This window comes from Burkholderia sp. Se-20373 (assembly GCF_017104705.1).
Taxonomy (GTDB): Bacteria; Pseudomonadota; Gammaproteobacteria; order Burkholderiales; family Burkholderiaceae; genus Burkholderia.
In genome coordinates this window covers 1-15,931 of record NZ_JAAGPH010000166.1, presented here as the reverse complement: position 1 = coordinate 15,931, position 15,931 = coordinate 1, and the positions used below count along the sequence as shown (strand labels likewise).

Annotated in this window: 11 protein-coding genes; 2 read left to right on the top strand and 9 right to left on the bottom strand. The window is 68.7% G+C overall.

Annotated elements, in window-relative coordinates; genetic code table 11:
- The 4 genes from G3N96_RS33205 to G3N96_RS33190 form a co-directional block, all read right to left on the bottom strand.
- Positions 1–1,362 (bottom strand): efflux transporter outer membrane subunit (locus tag G3N96_RS33205; RefSeq protein WP_241022943.1); only part of this gene is annotated, 1,362 nt, incomplete at its 3' end.
- A 5-nt stretch (positions 1,363–1,367) separates the two neighbouring features.
- Entirely contained in the window at positions 1,368–2,597 is a 1,230-nt protein-coding gene (locus G3N96_RS33200; protein WP_206139836.1) for an efflux RND transporter periplasmic adaptor subunit, read from the bottom strand.
- Between the two features lie 36 nt (positions 2,598–2,633).
- Positions 2,634–5,801 carry an efflux RND transporter permease subunit gene (locus tag G3N96_RS33195; RefSeq protein ID WP_206139835.1) on the bottom strand — a complete coding sequence of 1,056 codons (3,168 nt, stop codon included), beginning with the start codon at positions 5,799–5,801 and terminating at the stop codon, positions 2,634–2,636.
- Positions 5,802–6,029: 228 nt separating this feature from the next.
- Entirely contained in the window at positions 6,030–6,797 is a 768-nt protein-coding gene (locus G3N96_RS33190; protein ID WP_206139834.1) for a Crp/Fnr family transcriptional regulator, read from the bottom strand.
- Positions 6,798–6,965: 168 nt separating this feature from the next.
- Between G3N96_RS33190 and G3N96_RS33185 the strand changes: the two genes are divergently transcribed.
- A complete protein-coding gene (locus G3N96_RS33185; RefSeq protein ID WP_206139833.1) occupies positions 6,966–8,621 on the top strand; it encodes an acyl-CoA synthetase in 1,656 nt (551 codons plus the stop codon).
- Between the two features lie 36 nt (positions 8,622–8,657).
- Here the strand turns inward: G3N96_RS33185 and G3N96_RS33180 are convergent, their stop codons facing one another.
- The 4 genes from G3N96_RS33180 to G3N96_RS33165 all read right to left on the bottom strand — a co-directional run bounded on the left by G3N96_RS33180 (position 8,658) and on the right by G3N96_RS33165 (position 13,234).
- The gene (locus G3N96_RS33180) at positions 8,658–10,640 is read right to left on the bottom strand and encodes a methyl-accepting chemotaxis protein (protein ID WP_206139832.1); all 1,983 of its coding nucleotides are present in this window, start codon (positions 10,638–10,640) and stop codon (positions 8,658–8,660) included.
- A 158-nt stretch (positions 10,641–10,798) separates the two neighbouring features.
- Positions 10,799–11,230, bottom strand: coding sequence for a YqaA family protein (locus tag G3N96_RS33175; RefSeq protein WP_206139831.1), 432 nt, complete (start codon positions 11,228–11,230; stop codon positions 10,799–10,801).
- A gap of 61 nt (positions 11,231–11,291) precedes the next feature.
- Complete coding sequence (kch, locus tag G3N96_RS33170) at positions 11,292–12,467, bottom strand: voltage-gated potassium channel protein (RefSeq protein ID WP_206139830.1); 1,176 nt, start codon at positions 12,465–12,467, stop codon at positions 11,292–11,294.
- 119 nt (positions 12,468–12,586) lie between these two features.
- The gene (locus G3N96_RS33165) at positions 12,587–13,234 is read right to left on the bottom strand and encodes a LysE family translocator (protein WP_124577854.1); all 648 of its coding nucleotides are present in this window, start codon (positions 13,232–13,234) and stop codon (positions 12,587–12,589) included.
- Positions 13,235–13,518: 284 nt separating this feature from the next.
- Here G3N96_RS33165 and G3N96_RS33160 point away from each other — a divergent pair, with 284 nt between their 5' ends.
- Complete coding sequence (locus G3N96_RS33160) at positions 13,519–14,001, top strand: Lrp/AsnC family transcriptional regulator (protein ID WP_031402108.1); 483 nt, start codon at positions 13,519–13,521, stop codon at positions 13,999–14,001.
- 831 nt (positions 14,002–14,832) lie between these two features.
- Here G3N96_RS33160 and G3N96_RS33155 read toward each other — a convergent pair.
- Positions 14,833–15,931 (bottom strand): IclR family transcriptional regulator C-terminal domain-containing protein (locus G3N96_RS33155; protein ID WP_206139829.1); only part of this gene is annotated, 1,099 nt, incomplete at its 5' end.

The window sequence follows — 15,931 nt, the reverse complement described above, 5'->3', positions numbered from 1 at the left end:
CCAGTTGGCCGCGCACGCGCTGTCGCACGCGCTTTTGCCGGGCGCATCGCGATCGAACACGTACAGCGTCATGTGATCTTCGTCGACGAGCTTTCCGTCGCCGGCACGGGGTGGTTCCGCGGCGGCCTGCTGCGCGGCGTCGGCGAGCACCGACAGCCCCGTGACCGCATTCTGCACCTCCTGGAACGCGGTGAGCACGGTCTGCCGGTAGCTGGCCTGCGCGGCGACATAGCCGGCCTGCGCGAAATCGACGCCGGCCTTCAGCTTGCCGCCTTCGAACAGTGGCTGGCTGAGCGACCCGCCGACCGACCACAGCAACGCCGGCACGGTGAACAGGCCGGCGAAGCGCGTCGCGTCCCAGCCGATATCGGGCGACAGCGTGATGCGCGGGAAATACGCGGCGCGCGCGACGCCGATCTGCGCATTCGCGGCGGCCATCGCGCGCTCGGCCGACGCGACGTCGGGGCGCCGCTGCAGCACGTCGCTCGGCAGGCCGGTCGGCAGCGCCGGCGCGTTGATCGGCACGACGCGCGGCGCGATCGAGAAGGCGGGGGCCGGCGTGCCGACCAGCGTCGCGATCGCGGTTTCGACCTGCACGCGCTGCTGGAGCAGCAACTGCGCCTGCGTGCGCGTGGCATCGAGCTGCGCGCGCTGCTGCAGCAGGTCGAGGCCCGACACCGCACCGAGGTCGTGGCGCGCGCTCACGTAGTCGAGCGCCTTCTGCTGCAGGTCGATCGAGCGCTTGACGACGTCGATCTCGGTGTCGAATTCGCGCAGCGCGAAATAGCTCGACGCGAGATTGGCGGTCAGCACCAGGCGCGCGTTCGCGAAATCGTCGCCGGCCTGCTCGGTGGTCGCCTGCGCCGATTCGACGCTGCGCCGCACGCGGCCGAACAGGTCGAGTTCGTAGCTGACGGCCGCGCCGACCTGGATCTCGTTCTGCACGGTCGACGTGCTCTTCGTCGCGTAGTTGGTCTGCGGCCGGTCGGCGGAGATCTTGAAGCGCTGGCCGCTCGCGTTCAGGCCGACGGCCGGATACTGCGCCGAGGCGACCGACGCGAGCGTCGCCTTCGCCTGGTCGTAGCGCGCGGCGACGGCTTTCAGGTTCGGGTTGTTGCGCAGCGCGTCCGCTTCCAGCGCATCGAGCTGCGGATCGCCGAACGCGGTCCACCATGCCGGGTCGAGCGGCGCGCGGGCGGGCGCGGCCGGATGCCAGTACGCATCCGCCGGGTCGAGCCGCCACGCGGCCGGCGTGTCGACGTCGGGCCGCTTGTAATCGGGGCCGACCGTGCAGCCGGCGAGCGCGGCGGCGAGCGCAACCGACGTGATGGAGACGGCGGCAGGCCGCCGGCGGAAGCGCATCGCGATCACGACTTCGCCTCCGCGGCGCCGGAGGCCGGCTTCGCGGCCGGCGCCGTGACGATCACCGGGTCGCCGTTCGCGAGTGCGTCGCTCGGGTTCGTGACGAGGCGGTCGTTCGGCGTGAGCGGGCCATCGACTTCGAGCGTCTGCCCGATCGTGCGCACGACCGTCACCTGCTTCAGCCGCACCTGGCCGTTCGCGTCGACGGTGGCGACCGTCGGGCCTTCGGCGCGGAACAGCAGCGTATTGGCCGGCACCTGCAGGCGGCCGACCGGCGTCATCGGCAGCGTCGCCTGCACGTACGCGCCGGGCAGCAGCCGGCCGTCCGGGTTCGGCAGCGTGATCTCGATCTGCAGCGAGCGCGTCGCGACGTCGATCGCCTCCGACGTGCGCGTGACCGTCCCGTCGAAGGTCCGGCCCGGCAACTCGGCCTGCGCGACGCTCACGTGCTGGCCGACCTTCACCTGCTGCGCGTACGCCTGCGGCACCTGCACGTAGAGGCGCAGCCGGTCGGCCTGCACGACCGTGAACAGCGAGCGGCCCGCGTTGCCGGAACTGACGAGATCGCCCACGTCGACGTTGCGCTGCGTGACGATCCCGTCGATCGGCGCGGCGATCCGCTGGAAGCCTTTCAGCTCGGTGAGGCGGCGCATGTTCGCATCGGCCGCGGCGAGGTTCGCGGTGCCCTGGTTGAACGCGCCTTGCCGGTCGTCGAGCTCCTGCTGCGAGACGGCATCGCGCTGGCGCAATTGCTGCGCGCGGTCGAACGACGTCTTCGCGAGCGCGAGTGCGGCTTGCGCCTGCTGGCGCTGCGCGGTGGCCTGCGCGAGTTCCTGGTTCAGCTCGGGCGTGTCGAGTTCGGCGAGCGTCTGGCCCTGCTTCACGTGCGCGCCGATGTCGGCCTGCCAGCGCAGCACGTAGCCGCTCGCGCGGGCATAGATCGGCGCCTCGACGAAGCCGCGCAGCGTGCCGGGCAGCGTCAGCTTGCCGCCGGTGGCCGCATCGACCGGATGCGCGATGGTCACGTACTGGCGCGTGTTCTGCTCGGCGACCGCGTCGAGCCGGTTGTGGTTCAGCACGTTGACGACGACCGTGCGCGCGGCGCCGGCGGCCAGCAGCACGCCGATCACGACCAGGACGATTTTCCCGCGTCGCGACACCGACGACCGTGTCGGCAGGTGCATGCCGTGTTCGTCCACCTGGATGCCGACTGCGCTGTGATGTTTCTCTTCCATGAATTCAACCAAATCAACCGGGTAGTGGGACGAAAGTCAGTGGCCGGCCTGGCGCGCACGCCGGCGGGCCAGCCGCGCATGCACACCGCCGAACACCAGCGGCACGAACAGCAGGGTCGACACGGTCGCGAACAGCAGCCCGCCGATCACCGCGCGGCCGAGCGGCGCATTCTGCTCGGCGCCTTCGCCGAGACCGAGCGCCATCGGCACCATCCCGATGATCATCGCGAGCGCCGTCATCAGCACCGGCCGGATCCGCGTCGCGCCGGCTTCCAGCGCGGCGGTGAGCGGCGGCGCGCCGTCCGCGAGGCGCTGGCGCGCGAACGACACGACCAGGATGCTGTTGGCGGTCGCGACGCCCACCGTCATGATCGCGCCCGTCAGCGCGGGCACGCTCAGGTGCGTGCCGGTGATGAACAGCATCCAGACGATGCCGGCGAGCGCGGCCGGCATCGCGCTGATGATGATCAGCGGGTCGAGCCACGACTGGAAATTGACGACGATCAGCAGGTAGACCAGCACGATCGCCATCGCGACGCCCGCGCCGAGGCCGATATACGACGTGCGCATCGTCTCGATCTGGCCGCGCATCGTCAGCTCGGTGCCGCGCGGCAGCGTCGCGTGCGCATCCGACACGATGCGGTCGATCTCGCCGGCCACCGCGCCGAGGTCGCGGCCTTCGACGCTCACGTACACGTCGATCGCCGGGCGGATGTTGTAGTGCGTGATCACGGCCGGGTTCGCGGTGCTGCGCACCTGCACGAGGTTGCCGAGCAGTTGCAGCGGCATGCCCGTGCGGCCGCTCGCCGAGATCGGCGTGCCGAGCAGGTCGTCGACCGACGCGAGGTTGTATTGCGGGGTCTGGATCTGCAGCGGGTACTGGACCCCGGAGCGCGGGTTGATCCAGAACGACGGCGTGGTCTGGGAACTGCCGGACAGCGAGATCAGCATGTTCTGCGCGACGTTCTGCGCGGAGAGGTTGAGCTGCTGCATGCGCGTACGGTCCATGTCGGCCAGCAGGGTCGGTTCGTCGTTACGTTGGAGCACATGCACGTCGACGGCGCCGGGGATTTGCCTGATCTTTTTCATCAGGCGGCTCGCGATAGTCATGTTACTCGCGAGATCGTTGCCGAGCACCTGCAGGTCGATCGCGGCCGGTTGGCCGAAGTTGAGGATCTGCGTGATGATGTCCGACGGCTGGAAGAAGAACTCGACGCCCGGGAAGCGCTCGGGCAGCACTTTGCGCAGCGCCTGCACGTAGTGCTGGGTCGCGCGGTGGCCGGGCTTCAGCGCGATCAGCAGCTCGCCGTCGAGCGTGCCGATCGTGCCCGCGTTGCTGTACGACAGGTTGATGCCGCTCACCGGCAGGCCGAGGTTGTCGACGATCGCGCCGAGTTCGTCGGGCGGCACGGTGTCGCGGATCACGCGCTCGACCTGATCGGCGAGGCGCGCGGTTTCCTCGATCCGGTAGCCGGTCGGCGCGCGCATGTGCAGACGGATGTTGCCGGAATCCGCATTCGGGAAGAAGTCGCGGCCGAGCACGAACACGAGGCCCGTCGACAGCACGCAGAAGCCGAGGAAGCACGTCGCGTAGAAGCGGCGGCGCACCAGCAGGATGCTGAGCAGCACGATGTACCACGCCCGCAGCCGCTCGAATGCCGCGTTGAACGCGTGATGGATGCGCGCGAAGCGCGACGTCGCATGGCCGGAGCCGGTGCCCGCCTGCTGCGGGCGGAACAGCAGCATCGCGAGCGTCGGCGCCAGCGTGCGCGACAGCACGTACGACGCGAGCATCGCGAACACGACCGCTTCCGCGAGCGGCACGAACAGGAAGCGCGCGACGCCCGTCAGGAAGAACATCGGCACGAACACGATGCAGATGCACAGCGTCGACACGAACGCGGGCACGGCGATCTCGCCGGCGCCCTCGAGGATCGCGTCGTGCAGGTTCGTGCCGAGATGCAGGTGCCGCTCGATGTTCTCGATCGTCACCGTTGCATCGTCGACGAGAATCCCGACCGCGAGCGCGAGCCCGCCGAGCGTCATGATGTTGATGGTCTCGCCGAGCGCGGACAGCGCGATCAGCGACGTGAAGATCGACAGCGGGATCGAGATCGCGATGATCAGCGTGCTGCGCCAGTTGCCGAGGAACAGCAGGATCATCATCGCGGTCAGCACGGCGGCGATCAGCGCCTCGTGGATCACGCCCTGGACGGCCGCGTTGACGAATACCGACTGGTCGAACAGCGGCGTGATCGTGAGCCCTTCGGGCAGCGTCGGGATCACCTTCGGCAGCAGCGTCTTCAGGTCCGACACGACCTTGAGCGTGGACGCGTCGCCGCTTTTCAGGATCGAGATGAGCACGCCGCGCTGGCCGTTCTGGCGCACGACGTTGGTCTGCGGCGCGAAGCCGTCGCGCACCGACGCCACCTCGCGCAGGTAGGTCGTCGCGCCGTTGATGGTCTGGACTGGCAGGCTGCTGATGTCGGCGATGGTGTCGGCCGACGCGTTCGTGTCGATCCGGTATTCGGTCTGGCCCATCTTCGCGGTGCCGGTCGGCAGCACGAGGTTCTGCGCGTTGACCGCGTTGACGATGTCGGCGGGCGTGAGCCCCTTCGCCTGCAGCGCCCGCGGATCGAGGTCGATCGCGACCACGCGCGTGCGGCCGCCGTACGGGAACGGGATCTGCACGCCCGGCACCGTGATCAGTTGCGGGCGCAGGAAGTTGAGTGCGATGTCGGCGAGCGACTGTTCGCTGAGCGTCTTGCTCGACAGCCCGAGCTGGATCACCGGGATGCTCGACGCCGAATAGGTGATCACGAGCGGCGGCGTCGCGCCCTGCGGCATCTGCCGCACGATCGCCTGCGCGGACGAGACCGTCTGCGCGATCGCCGTCTGCACGTTCGCGCCCGGCTGCAGGAACACCTTCACGACCGCGATGCCGGGCAACGACGTCGATTCGACGTGCTGGATGTTGTTGACGGTCGTCGTCAGGATCCGCTCATGCACGGACGTGATGCGGTTCGTCATCTCGGTCGCGGAGAAGCCGCTGTAATTCCAGATGACGCTGATCACGGGAATGTTGATCGCGGGCAGCACGTCGACCGGCGTGCGCATCAGCGCAAGCGGGGTGGCCAGCACGATCATGATGGCCATCACGATGAACGTGTAGGGGCGCTTGAGCGCGAGATTGACGATCCACATGGAGGCAGCGGGACGGGCGGTGATCAGGCGTGGATAAAGGGAACCCGAATGATAGGCGTCGGCGTGGAACGGGTTACTGTCGCGAAACTGGCGGAATTGTCAGGTTGACGCATCGCGCGCGATGGCCGATTCAGCAGAGGAAACGCAGCGCGGCGTGACGACCGGAAAACGGCCGTGATACCGGATGGAAATGCTGCGTCGATGGCGATTCCGTTCATCAGCCCGTGCTCAGATCTGCTCCATCCCGACGCGCGCGAGCGCACCGAGATCGACGACGTCGATCTGGTTGTACGCGAGCCGCAGCGCGCCGAGCTTCTCGAGCTGCTGCAGCGCCTGGTTGATGCGCTGTCGCGATACGCCGACGAGCATCCCCAGTTCCTCCTGCGAGATCGACAGCGACGGGCCGGTGTCCGGGTACAGGTCGGGGTTGAAGAGCTGCGCGAGCGCCTGCGCGACGCGTGCGTCGACGTCGAGCAGCCGGCTGTTCTGGATCGACGCGATGAACTCGCCCATCCGGTTGTTCAACTGATGGATCACGAAGCGCGTGAACGGCAGGCTCGTGTCGAGCAGCGCATGGAACGTGTCGACCGGCACGAACAGCACGGTCGAGCGCTGGATCGCGACGACCTCGTACTTGCGCCGCTCGCGCTTGATCACGCTGCCTTCGCCGAACCAGCCGCCCGACGGCACGCCGGAGAACGTGCAGCCGCGCCCCGACGCATTGAAGATCGCGAGCTTCAGCAGCCCGCGGTGCACGCCGATCCAGTATTCGGACGGTGCGAGCCGCTGCGCGATCACATCGCCGGCCTCGCACTGCTCGACACGCGACTGCGCGAGCACGAGCGCCTGGTGCTCGGGCGCGAGCGTTCGGAACCACGCGCACTGGCCGAACAGCGTGGCCAGCGCCGGCAGCGGGCCCGGTTCGGGCAAGGCGTCGGCCGGGTGGGCGGGCGCGTCGGGCGGGGCGTCGGGCGATGCGGCGAGAGGGTCGTGCATGGGTGCGGGTTTGCGAGGATAGGGATAACGCGCAGCGCGTGAAAGGCACTCTGTCGTTTCGATGACAGACGGCTCACAATAGCGCCCGTTAGGCTGTCGGCAATTGAACCACATCAAAACGATCCGGGGTGGATGCGCCCCGGTCGACAGGACACGGGAGACAGGATCATGACGCAGATGTTCGAGGCCGGGCTCGGCCGCCGCGACGCGAATTACGTGCCGCTCACCCCGATCGACTTCCTGGTCAGGACGGCCGAAGTCTACGGCGAGCGCCTCGCGATCGTGCATGGCGACGTGCGGCGCACCTGGGGCGAGACCTACACGCGCGCGAAGCAACTGGCGAGCGCGCTCGCGCGGCTCGGCGTCGAACGTGGCGACACGGTCGCGGCGATGCTGCCGAACATCCCGGCGATGGTCGAGGCGCACTTCGGCGTGCCGATGGCCGGCGCGGTGCTGAACACGATCAACACGCGGCTCGACGTGTCGTCGGTGCTGTTCATGCTGCGCCATGGCGAGGCGAAGGTGCTGATCGTCGACACCGAGTATGCGGAGTTCGCGCATCGCGCGGCGCTCGAGGTGCCGGGCCTGAAGATCGTCAGCGTGGCCGATGCGATGCCGGCCGATCCCGCGCGCTTCGCGGGCGCGACCGACTACGAGGCGCTCGTCGCGAGCGGCGACGCCGACTACGCATGGACGCCGCCCGCCGACGAATGGGAGGCGATCGCGCTGAACTACACGTCCGGCACGACCGGCGACCCGAAGGGCGTGGTCTATCACCATCGCGGCGCGTATCTCGCGGCGGTCAGCAACCTCCTCGAATGGGACATGCCGAAGCACGCCGTCTACCTGTGGACGCTGCCGATGTTCCACTGCAACGGCTGGTGCTTCCCGTGGGCCGTCGCGGCGCGCGCGGGCGTGAACGTCTGCCTGCGCAAGTTCGATGCGAAGACGGTGTTCGACCTGATCCGCCGCGAACGCATCACGCACTATTGCGGCGCGCCGATCGTGCAGAGCGCGATCGCGAACGCGCCGGCCGAATTCCGCGAAGGCATCGATCACACGGTGCACGCGATGGTCGCGGGCGCGGCGCCCGCGCCGGCCGTGATCGCGAAGATGAAGGAGATCGGCTTCGACCTGCTGCACGTGTACGGACTGACCGAGGTCTACGGCCCGGCGACCGTCTGCGCGAAGCAGTCGCACTGGGAGGCACTGAGCGACGAGGAGCGCGCGCGGCTCAACGCGCGCCAGGGCGTGCGCTATCACCTGGAGGCGGGCGCGACGGTGCTCGATCCCGACACGATGGCGCCGGTGCCGGCCGACGGCGAGACGCTCGGCGAGATCATGTTCCGCGGCAACATCTGCATGAAGGGCTACCTGAAGAACCCGAAGGCGACCGACGACGCGTTCCACGGCGGCTGGTTCCATACCGGCGATCTCGCGGTGCTGATGCCGGACGGCTATATCCGGATCAAGGATCGCAAGAAGGACATCATCATCTCGGGCGGCGAGAACATCTCGAGCATCGAGGTCGAGGATGCGCTGTACCGGCATCCCGCGGTGGCGGTCGCGGCCGTCGTCGCGATGCCCGACCCGAAATGGGGCGAGGTGCCGTGCGCGTTCGTCGAGCTGCGCGAAGGCGCGAGCGTGACCGAGGCGGAGATCGTCGCGCACTGCAAGGCGCTGCTCGCGGGCTTCAAGGTGCCGAAGGCCGTGCGGTTCGGCGAACTGCCGAAGACGTCGACCGGCAAGATCCAGAAGTTCCAGCTGCGCAACGCGGTGGGATCGGACAAGGCGATCGATCTGGCGGGCGACGACAAGAAGTAGGCGATGGGCCGGCCTTGGCCGGCCATCCGTTCTCCGTCACGCATTCCGTTCGAGCCGGAACACGCTGACCGCGTCCGACAGGTGCGCGGCCTGGTCGCGCAGCGCGACGGCCGCGCGTTCGGCATCCGAGATCAGCATCGCGTTCTGCTGCGTCGCGTCGCCGATCTGCGTGACGGCCAGGTTCACCTGCTCGATACCGGTCGACTGTTCGCGCGACGCGGCGCTGATCTCGCCGATCAGCGTGCTGACCTGGTCGACGCGCGCGACGATGTCGCGCATCGTGCCGCGTGCGGCCTCCGCGATCCGGTAGCCCTGTTCGACGGTCGTCGACGATTCGGCGCTCAGCGCGTCGATCTCCTTGACCGCGGCCGCGCTGCGCTGCGCGAGCGCGCGCACTTCGGCCGCGACCACCGCGAAGCCCTTGCCGTGTTCGCCCGCGCGTGCGGCCTCGACGGCCGCGTTCAGCGCCAGGATGTTGGTCTGGAACGCGATGCCTTCGATCGTGCCCGTGATCTCGGCGATCCGGCGCGTCGCGCGGCCGATGTCGTCCATCGTCGCGACCACGCGCTGCACCGCGGCGTCGCCGTTCGTCGCGGCGGCCGACGCGTCCGCGACCAGCGCATTGGCTTGCGCCGCATGCTCGGCACTCTGCTGCACGGCGGCGGTGATCTGTTCCATGCTGGCGGCCGTCTGTTCGACGCTGCTTGCCTGCGTCGCGATCCGCGCGGCGATGTCGCTGCTGCCGGCGGCGATGTCGACCGTGCCGCGCGCGATGTCGGCGGAGCTGTTGCGCACCTGCGCGACGATCCGCGCGAGGCCGTCGCCGATCCCGTCGACCGCCTGCACGAGCCGGCCGATCTCGTCGTCGCCCGCCTGGCCGCGCGTGGCCGCGCCATCCCGGATGCGCACGCTGAGATCGCCCGCCGCATAGCGTTCCGAGGCCCGTGCCGCCGCATCGAGCGGCCGGCTCACGACGCGGCGTACCACGATGACGAACAGCGTCGCGAACGCCGCGACGAGCACGGCGCCGATCAGCAGGAAGCGGTTGCGGGTGGCACGCATGGTGGCGAGCAGTTCGTCGTCGAGCGCGATGCCGCCGACGAGCCACTGCCACTGCGGAATCGTCGTGAACGACACGAATTTCGCGGTCGGGCCGCCATCGTGCGCGGCCGGGTCGGTCGACGTGTACGCGAGCCGCCCCTGGCCGGCCGCGAGCATCTGCGCGTACGGCGCGCGCGTGTCGTCGGCACGCTGGCCGTCGGCATCCGGGTGCACGACGAAGGTGCCGCGCGACGGGCCCTGCGACGCATCGAGCACGAAGTAGTAGCCGTTGTCGCCGATCTTCAGCGCGCGGATGCCGTCCTCGACGAGCTTGAGTTCGGCGCCGATGTCGAGGCCGACGAACAGCGCGCCGATCACGCGGCCGGTCGCATCGGTCACCGGCCTGTACTGCGTGATGTACGACCGGCCGAACAGCTTCGCGAGGCCCGTGTAGCTGCGTCCGGCGACGAGCGGTGCGTACGCGGGGCCGGCACGGTCGAGTTTCGTCCCGACGGCACGCGCGCCGTCCTGCTTCTTCAGCGACGTCGTGATGCGCACGAAATCGTCGCCGTCGCGCGCGAAGATCGTCGCGATCGCGCCGCTTTTCTTCAGGAACTGGTCGGGAATCGAATAGTCGAGGTCGAGCGGCTGGCCGCCCGCGAGCAGGGTCGGCGCGGCGACGCCGCCGATGTCGACGGTGCGCGCCGGGTCGAGCGAGAAATCGGGCGGCAGGAAGCTCGCGAACAGCGTCATCGAGCGGTTCGCTTCGGCCGACAGCGCCTTGTCGAACAGGTCGACCATCGCGCGGATCGACTGTTCCTTGTCGACGATCCGCATGTGTGCTTCTTCAGCCAGTTGCTGGCCGGCGAAATGGGCGAGCGTCCACGCGAACACGGTAAACAGCACGGCAACGAGCGCGCACGCCAGCGCCGCAAGACGCGCGCCGACGCTCACCCGGCCCAATTGGGTCAATCTCATGCAACATCCTGAGTGGGGAGGGAGAGGGGGCGGAACGCACGCGTCACCGCTAGTCGACCGGTTAATACGGCAACTTCGGCGAAATCTTTAGCGGCGCGTCGTCGATGGCGGCGCGGGCAAGTGCGGCCATCGCGCGGGTGGGCGGCGAGAAGCGGGTGTCAGTGCGTCACGAGCCACGCGATCACGAGATACCGCGCGACCTTCGCGACGGTCACGATCGCGAGGAACGACGGCAGCGGCTCGCGCAGCACGCCGGCGATCATCGTCAGCGGATCGCCGATCACGGGGGCCCAGCTCAGCAGCAGCGACCAGCGGCCGTAGCGCGCATACCAGCGCTCGGCGCGCGCGAGCGCGGCGGGCTTGACGGGAAACCAGCGGCGTTCGCGGAAGTGCTCGATGCCGCGGCCGAGCGCCCAGTTGACCACCGAGCCGGCGACGTTGCCGATGCTCGCGACGAGCACCAGCGCCCATACGGGTTCGCGCCCGGCGAGCAGCAGGCCGGCAAGCACGGCTTCGGACTGGAGCGGGAACAGGGTCGCGGCGACCATCGACACGGCGAACAGGCCGCTGTAAGTGAACAATTCGGACATCGCGCGATTGTACCGGGCACGCACCGGCCAATCCGGGGCTCAGGGTCGTGCGGTCACACGGTCATGCGGCGTCGGCCGTGCCGAACAGCAGGTGCGAGATCAGCGACTTGTCGACGGGTTCGTCGTTGAGCGTGCTGGCCAGCAGCTCGCCCGCCAGCTGCTGCGGCGAGAACACCATGTCGGGTTTCAGCAGGCGCAGCCGCTCGAGGTTGCGCTGCTGGTTCACGAGCGCGACCGTGCGTACCGACGGGGCGATCTCGCGGATCGCGAGGATGATGAAGGCGTTCTCGGCATCGTCGGAACGCAGTGCGAGCACCGCACGCGCGGTTGCCGCGCCGGCGCGTTCCAGCACCGCGTGGTCGGTCGCATCGCCGACGATCAGGTCGGTCGCAGCCGGATAGTTGTGCTCGACGCCGGCCGGGACGACGACGGTCACCGCGTAGCCGCGCTTGCGCAGCCCGTCGTGCACCGCATGCGCGACGGGTGTCGCGCCGACGATCAGGTAATGATGCTTGCGGATCACGTTCGAAATGCCTCCCTTGACGATCCGTTTCAGATTGCCGCCGATCACGGGGCCGACGACCGCGCTGATCGACGTTGCGAACACCGTGATGCCGAGCACGATCACCGACGCGGTGAACAGGCGGGCGGTCGGCGCGTGCGGAACGATGTCGCCGTAGCCCACCGTCGACATCGACACGATCGAGAAATAGACGGCCGTGGCGAGATCGTGGACGGGCGGCGTGAATTCGTCGCCGAGATACAGCACGCCGAAGGTCGCGTAGATCAACAGCGACACGATGCTCAGCAACGCGAACAGGCTGCTCGCGGCGACGCTCGCGCGGTCGAAGTGCCGCCAGTAGTACAGCAGCGCGACGGCCAACACGGCCGTATAGACGAACACCGCGTGGCTGCGGTAGCCGCCGAGCACGCTGATCGCGGCGGCCGCGACCAGCAGCAGGATCGACAGCACCCAAGCGACGCGGGCGCGCAGCACGATGCCGATGGCCATCGTCGCGAGGCCGGCCGCGACGACCACTTGCGGCAACACGACGAGACCGGCGTTGTCGACGAGATTCAGCGCATCGGCGAGCCACGCGTGATGCACGCCGAGCCTGGCATGCTCGACGACGGGGCGCAGCACCATGAGCGCGTCGAGCGCGAGGAGGAGAGCGAGATACCAGTGCAGGCCGATCGGCGCGAACAGGCGCCGCAGGCGGGAAGTGAGGGGCTTCATCCAGTCGCCCGGCTGGCCGGGCATGTCCAACGAAACAGCCGCTACCCTAAAGCATTCGGCGATCGGCTGCTTTTTAGAGGCACTTTGGCGGCGGCCGCGATGACGCAGGCCGGCCGCTTTCAGTTCCAGCCGACCATGATCGCGCCCATCCCGACGAGCAGCCCGCCCGTCACGCGGTTCATCGCGCGCATCCGCGCGGGCCGCTGCAGCGCACGGCTCAGCCGGTGCGAGAACAGCGCCATCGACGCGACACCGCCCGCGAACAGCACCGCGAACGTCGCCGCGAGCAGCAGGAACTGCTGGTTCAGGCTCCAGTCGTCGCTGGGACTGATGAACTGCGGAAAGAACGACGGGAAGAACAGCAGCGTCTTCGGATTCAGGCCCGAGGTCGCCACGCCGCGCCAGAACAGCGCGCGGTGCGAGTCGGTGTCCGGCGTGGCCGTTCCGGCGGGGCCGGCCGAGGCGGCGGGGGCGCCGGCCGGCGCACGGCTGAGCCATTGCTTGCAGCCGAGCCAGACGAGGTAGGCCGCGCCGGCCCAGCGCAGCACGGTCAGCGCGCGTTCGTCGAGATGCACGAGCGAATTCAGGCACAGCGCGGTCAGCGCGAGTTGCAGCAGCACGGCGAGCGTGCCGCCCCAGACGCACGGCAGCGCGCGGCGCCAGCCGGCGCGCAGCGCCTGGTTCATGGTGAGGAGGTTGACGGGGCCGGGGGCGTAGACGAGAACGGCGGAAGCCGCGAGGAACGAGAGGTAAAGCCTGAACGACATGACGGGTAGGGCAGGAACAGGAACACGGGCGCCGAGGCCGCGCGGCCGGATAGGCGCGCGGGCGGCGGGGAATCGCATGCCTGCCGGCCGGCACCGCAACTCGTGATTGCGGCTGTGCGTCCCGATGCGAAGGGGTTGTCGCGGGAACGTGCCGGACAGCAGGCATGGATAAAAATATATCAAGGGGCCGGATTAAAAGGCTTCCGCTTTTCCACGCAAACCGATACAAATCCGGAATGCCGTTCAGATAGAATCCCAGTTTTCAGTAGAAGATTCTTTTCGCCATGGCCACACGTGAACGCTCGCCGAAAACGCTCGACAGCCAGGACCGCAAGATCCTCGGCGCACTGCAGAAAAATGCGCGTCTGTCGAACGCCGAACTGGCCGAACAGATCGGCATGTCGACCACCGCGTGCTGGAACCGCACGCGTCAGCTCGAGATGGACGGCTACATCGACGGTTACGTCGCGCTCGTCAATCAGCGCAAGCTGGGCTATGCGGACATCGTGATCCTCGAAGTCACGCTCGATCGTCATGAAGACGACGCGCTCGCGCGCTTCGGCGAGGAACTCGCCGCGCTGCCCGAGGTGCTCGAGGCCTATCTCGTGTCGGGCGAGTACGACTACTGGATCAAGGTCGCGGTGGACGGCACGGCCGGCTACGAGCGGTTCCTGCGCGAAAAGCTGTACAAGATTTCGAGCATCCGCCACAGCCGCTCGATGTTCGCGCTGCGCTGCATGAAGGACGTGCCGTCGATTCAGGTGTGATGACGGCGGGGAAGCGTGAGCGGCCGTCGTTGAAACGACGGCGCATGGGACTGCGCATGTGCGCGGAGCAAGCCGGCAATCGGGAGAGGGCAACGCATGAGGTGCGGTTCGGCGCCTGCAACGCGGATGAATCTTCCGTTCGCGATGATCCGGCGGACTCACGCGCTGGCGAGACAGCGGCTGCCCGCCAGGGCAACCGGCAGACAAAACCGCGCCGAGGTTGATCGGCGCCGGCATCGGCTTTAAAGCAACTTCAACGCGCGCCTGAAACGGGGCGCGCATTCAACGAGACTACCCGGCCTGTTTCCGGCGACTTGCCTTGCAACCCGTTGCCCGACGCGGCGGCCTCATGGCGCGCGTCCGGGCAAGCGGATCAAGTGGGCGTCGTGCGGCCAGCGCGGCTGGCGGCCGCGCCATTGCGCGTTCAGCGCGGCAGGCGTGCGTGTGCTTCAGCGATGACTTCGCAGTTCTCGAGGTGGAGTGCCCAAGCTTCTGCAATCAGCTCGCCCATACGTGCGAGCCAGCCAGCGGATTCGGTGGAACGGTCGGAGGTGTTAGACGTTTGCATGACGAAGCCCCATATAGGTGGCGAGTTAGGGATAACCCTAATCATAGCGAAACGCCTCCGCTTTGTGAAATGCGATTTCGTTATATGAGAATTCCTGACAGTTTATGTTGCCTCGATGCAACATGAATCGCGGTCGCGCGGGGCTTCATAGCGAGGTCACTTGATACGGCTATCCCGCTCCGGAAAGGCCCCGCGTGCAGGCGTGACGAGGCTGCGCCTCGCGGCGCGGACTGGCAGAGGGACGAAGAGAAAAAAGGGGACGGCTAGCCGCCGATCCACCCGAACCGCCACGACAGCCGTCGCGTCGCGGCGAGCAACGCCTGCGCGAGATCGCTGTCCGGCCCGCGCGGGAAGCCGCGCGACGAGCCGATGATCGCGATCACGAGCCGGATGCTGCCGGTGTGATCGAACACGGGCGCGGCGACCGTCCCGATGCCCGGCACCGGCGCGTCGAACGCGAAATCGAGTTCGTCCGCGCGGATCGTCGCGAGCCGTGCGCGGAACGCGTCGTCGGCCGGTGCGGCGGCGCGGCCCGCGAGGCGCACGGGCTCGTTGGCGAGCAGGTCGGCGAGCACGTCGTCGGACATGCCGGCCGCGAAGATCCGTCCGATCGCCGTATTGACGAGCGACATCACCGTGCCGACCTGCAGGCTCACGTGCTGCGGTCGCGCCGACTCTTCGAGGCGGATCACGGTCGGGCCGAGCGGCCCGAGCGTCGCGGCCGCCACGCTCATGTCGGTCGCGCCGGCCAGCGCGACGATCTCGGCTTCCGCGTCGCGTGTCGGCGACACGCGCTGCATCGCGATCAGGCCGAGCGCCTGCCCGAGCGGGCCGCCGCCGAAGCAGCCGGCGTCGTCGCGGCTCAGCAGGCCGATCTTCTGCAGGCTGACGAGATGGGGAAAGGCCTTCGCGGCCGGCATGCCGGCGGCCGCCGCGAGATCGCGCAGCGGCAGCGCGCGGCCCGCCGACACCAGCGCGAGCAGCAGTTCGCCGGTGCTGTCGAGGGCATTGATCCCGCGCTGCGCTTTCGCATCGTCGGCCAGTGCGGGCGGCACGCGCGGGGTGGCCGGGGCCGGGCCGGACGCCGGGGGGGGCGCATCGGGGGCCCGGCCGAGGGATGCGGTGGCCAGCCGTGCCGCGTCGCGCAATGCCGCCGCGATCGGGCCGTCCCAGTCGACGTCGATCGAGCCCGTCGAACCGATCACCGTCAACGCGAGTTGCAGCGTGCCTTGGGCGTCGAACACCGGCACGCACATCGCGCTGACGCCGGGGCTCGGCAGGTCGACGCCGCGCTCGATACCGCGTGCGCGGATCGCGTCGAGTTCCGCCTGCGGCACGCCGGCGTCCGGCGCGGGCTGCTCA

Excerpts from the sequence above, each read along its gene's own strand:
- G3N96_RS33200 (WP_206139836.1), bottom strand. The coding sequence starts at position 2,597 with ATGGAAGAGAAACATCACAGCGCAGTCGGCATCCAGGTGGACGAACAC.
- G3N96_RS33195 (WP_206139835.1), bottom strand. The coding sequence starts at position 5,801 with ATGTGGATCGTCAATCTCGCGCTCAAGCGCCCCTACACGTTCATCGTG.
- G3N96_RS33190 (WP_206139834.1), bottom strand. The coding sequence starts at position 6,797 with ATGCACGACCCTCTCGCCGCATCGCCCGACGCCCCGCCCGACGCGCCC.
- G3N96_RS33185 (WP_206139833.1), top strand. The coding sequence starts at position 6,966 with ATGACGCAGATGTTCGAGGCCGGGCTCGGCCGCCGCGACGCGAATTAC.
- G3N96_RS33180 (WP_206139832.1), bottom strand. The coding sequence starts at position 10,640 with ATGAGATTGACCCAATTGGGCCGGGTGAGCGTCGGCGCGCGTCTTGCG.
- G3N96_RS33175 (WP_206139831.1), bottom strand. The coding sequence starts at position 11,230 with ATGTCCGAATTGTTCACTTACAGCGGCCTGTTCGCCGTGTCGATGGTC.
- kch (WP_206139830.1), bottom strand. The coding sequence starts at position 12,467 with ATGAAGCCCCTCACTTCCCGCCTGCGGCGCCTGTTCGCGCCGATCGGC.
- G3N96_RS33165 (WP_124577854.1), bottom strand. The coding sequence starts at position 13,234 with ATGTCGTTCAGGCTTTACCTCTCGTTCCTCGCGGCTTCCGCCGTTCTC.
- G3N96_RS33160 (WP_031402108.1), top strand. The coding sequence starts at position 13,519 with ATGGCCACACGTGAACGCTCGCCGAAAACGCTCGACAGCCAGGACCGC.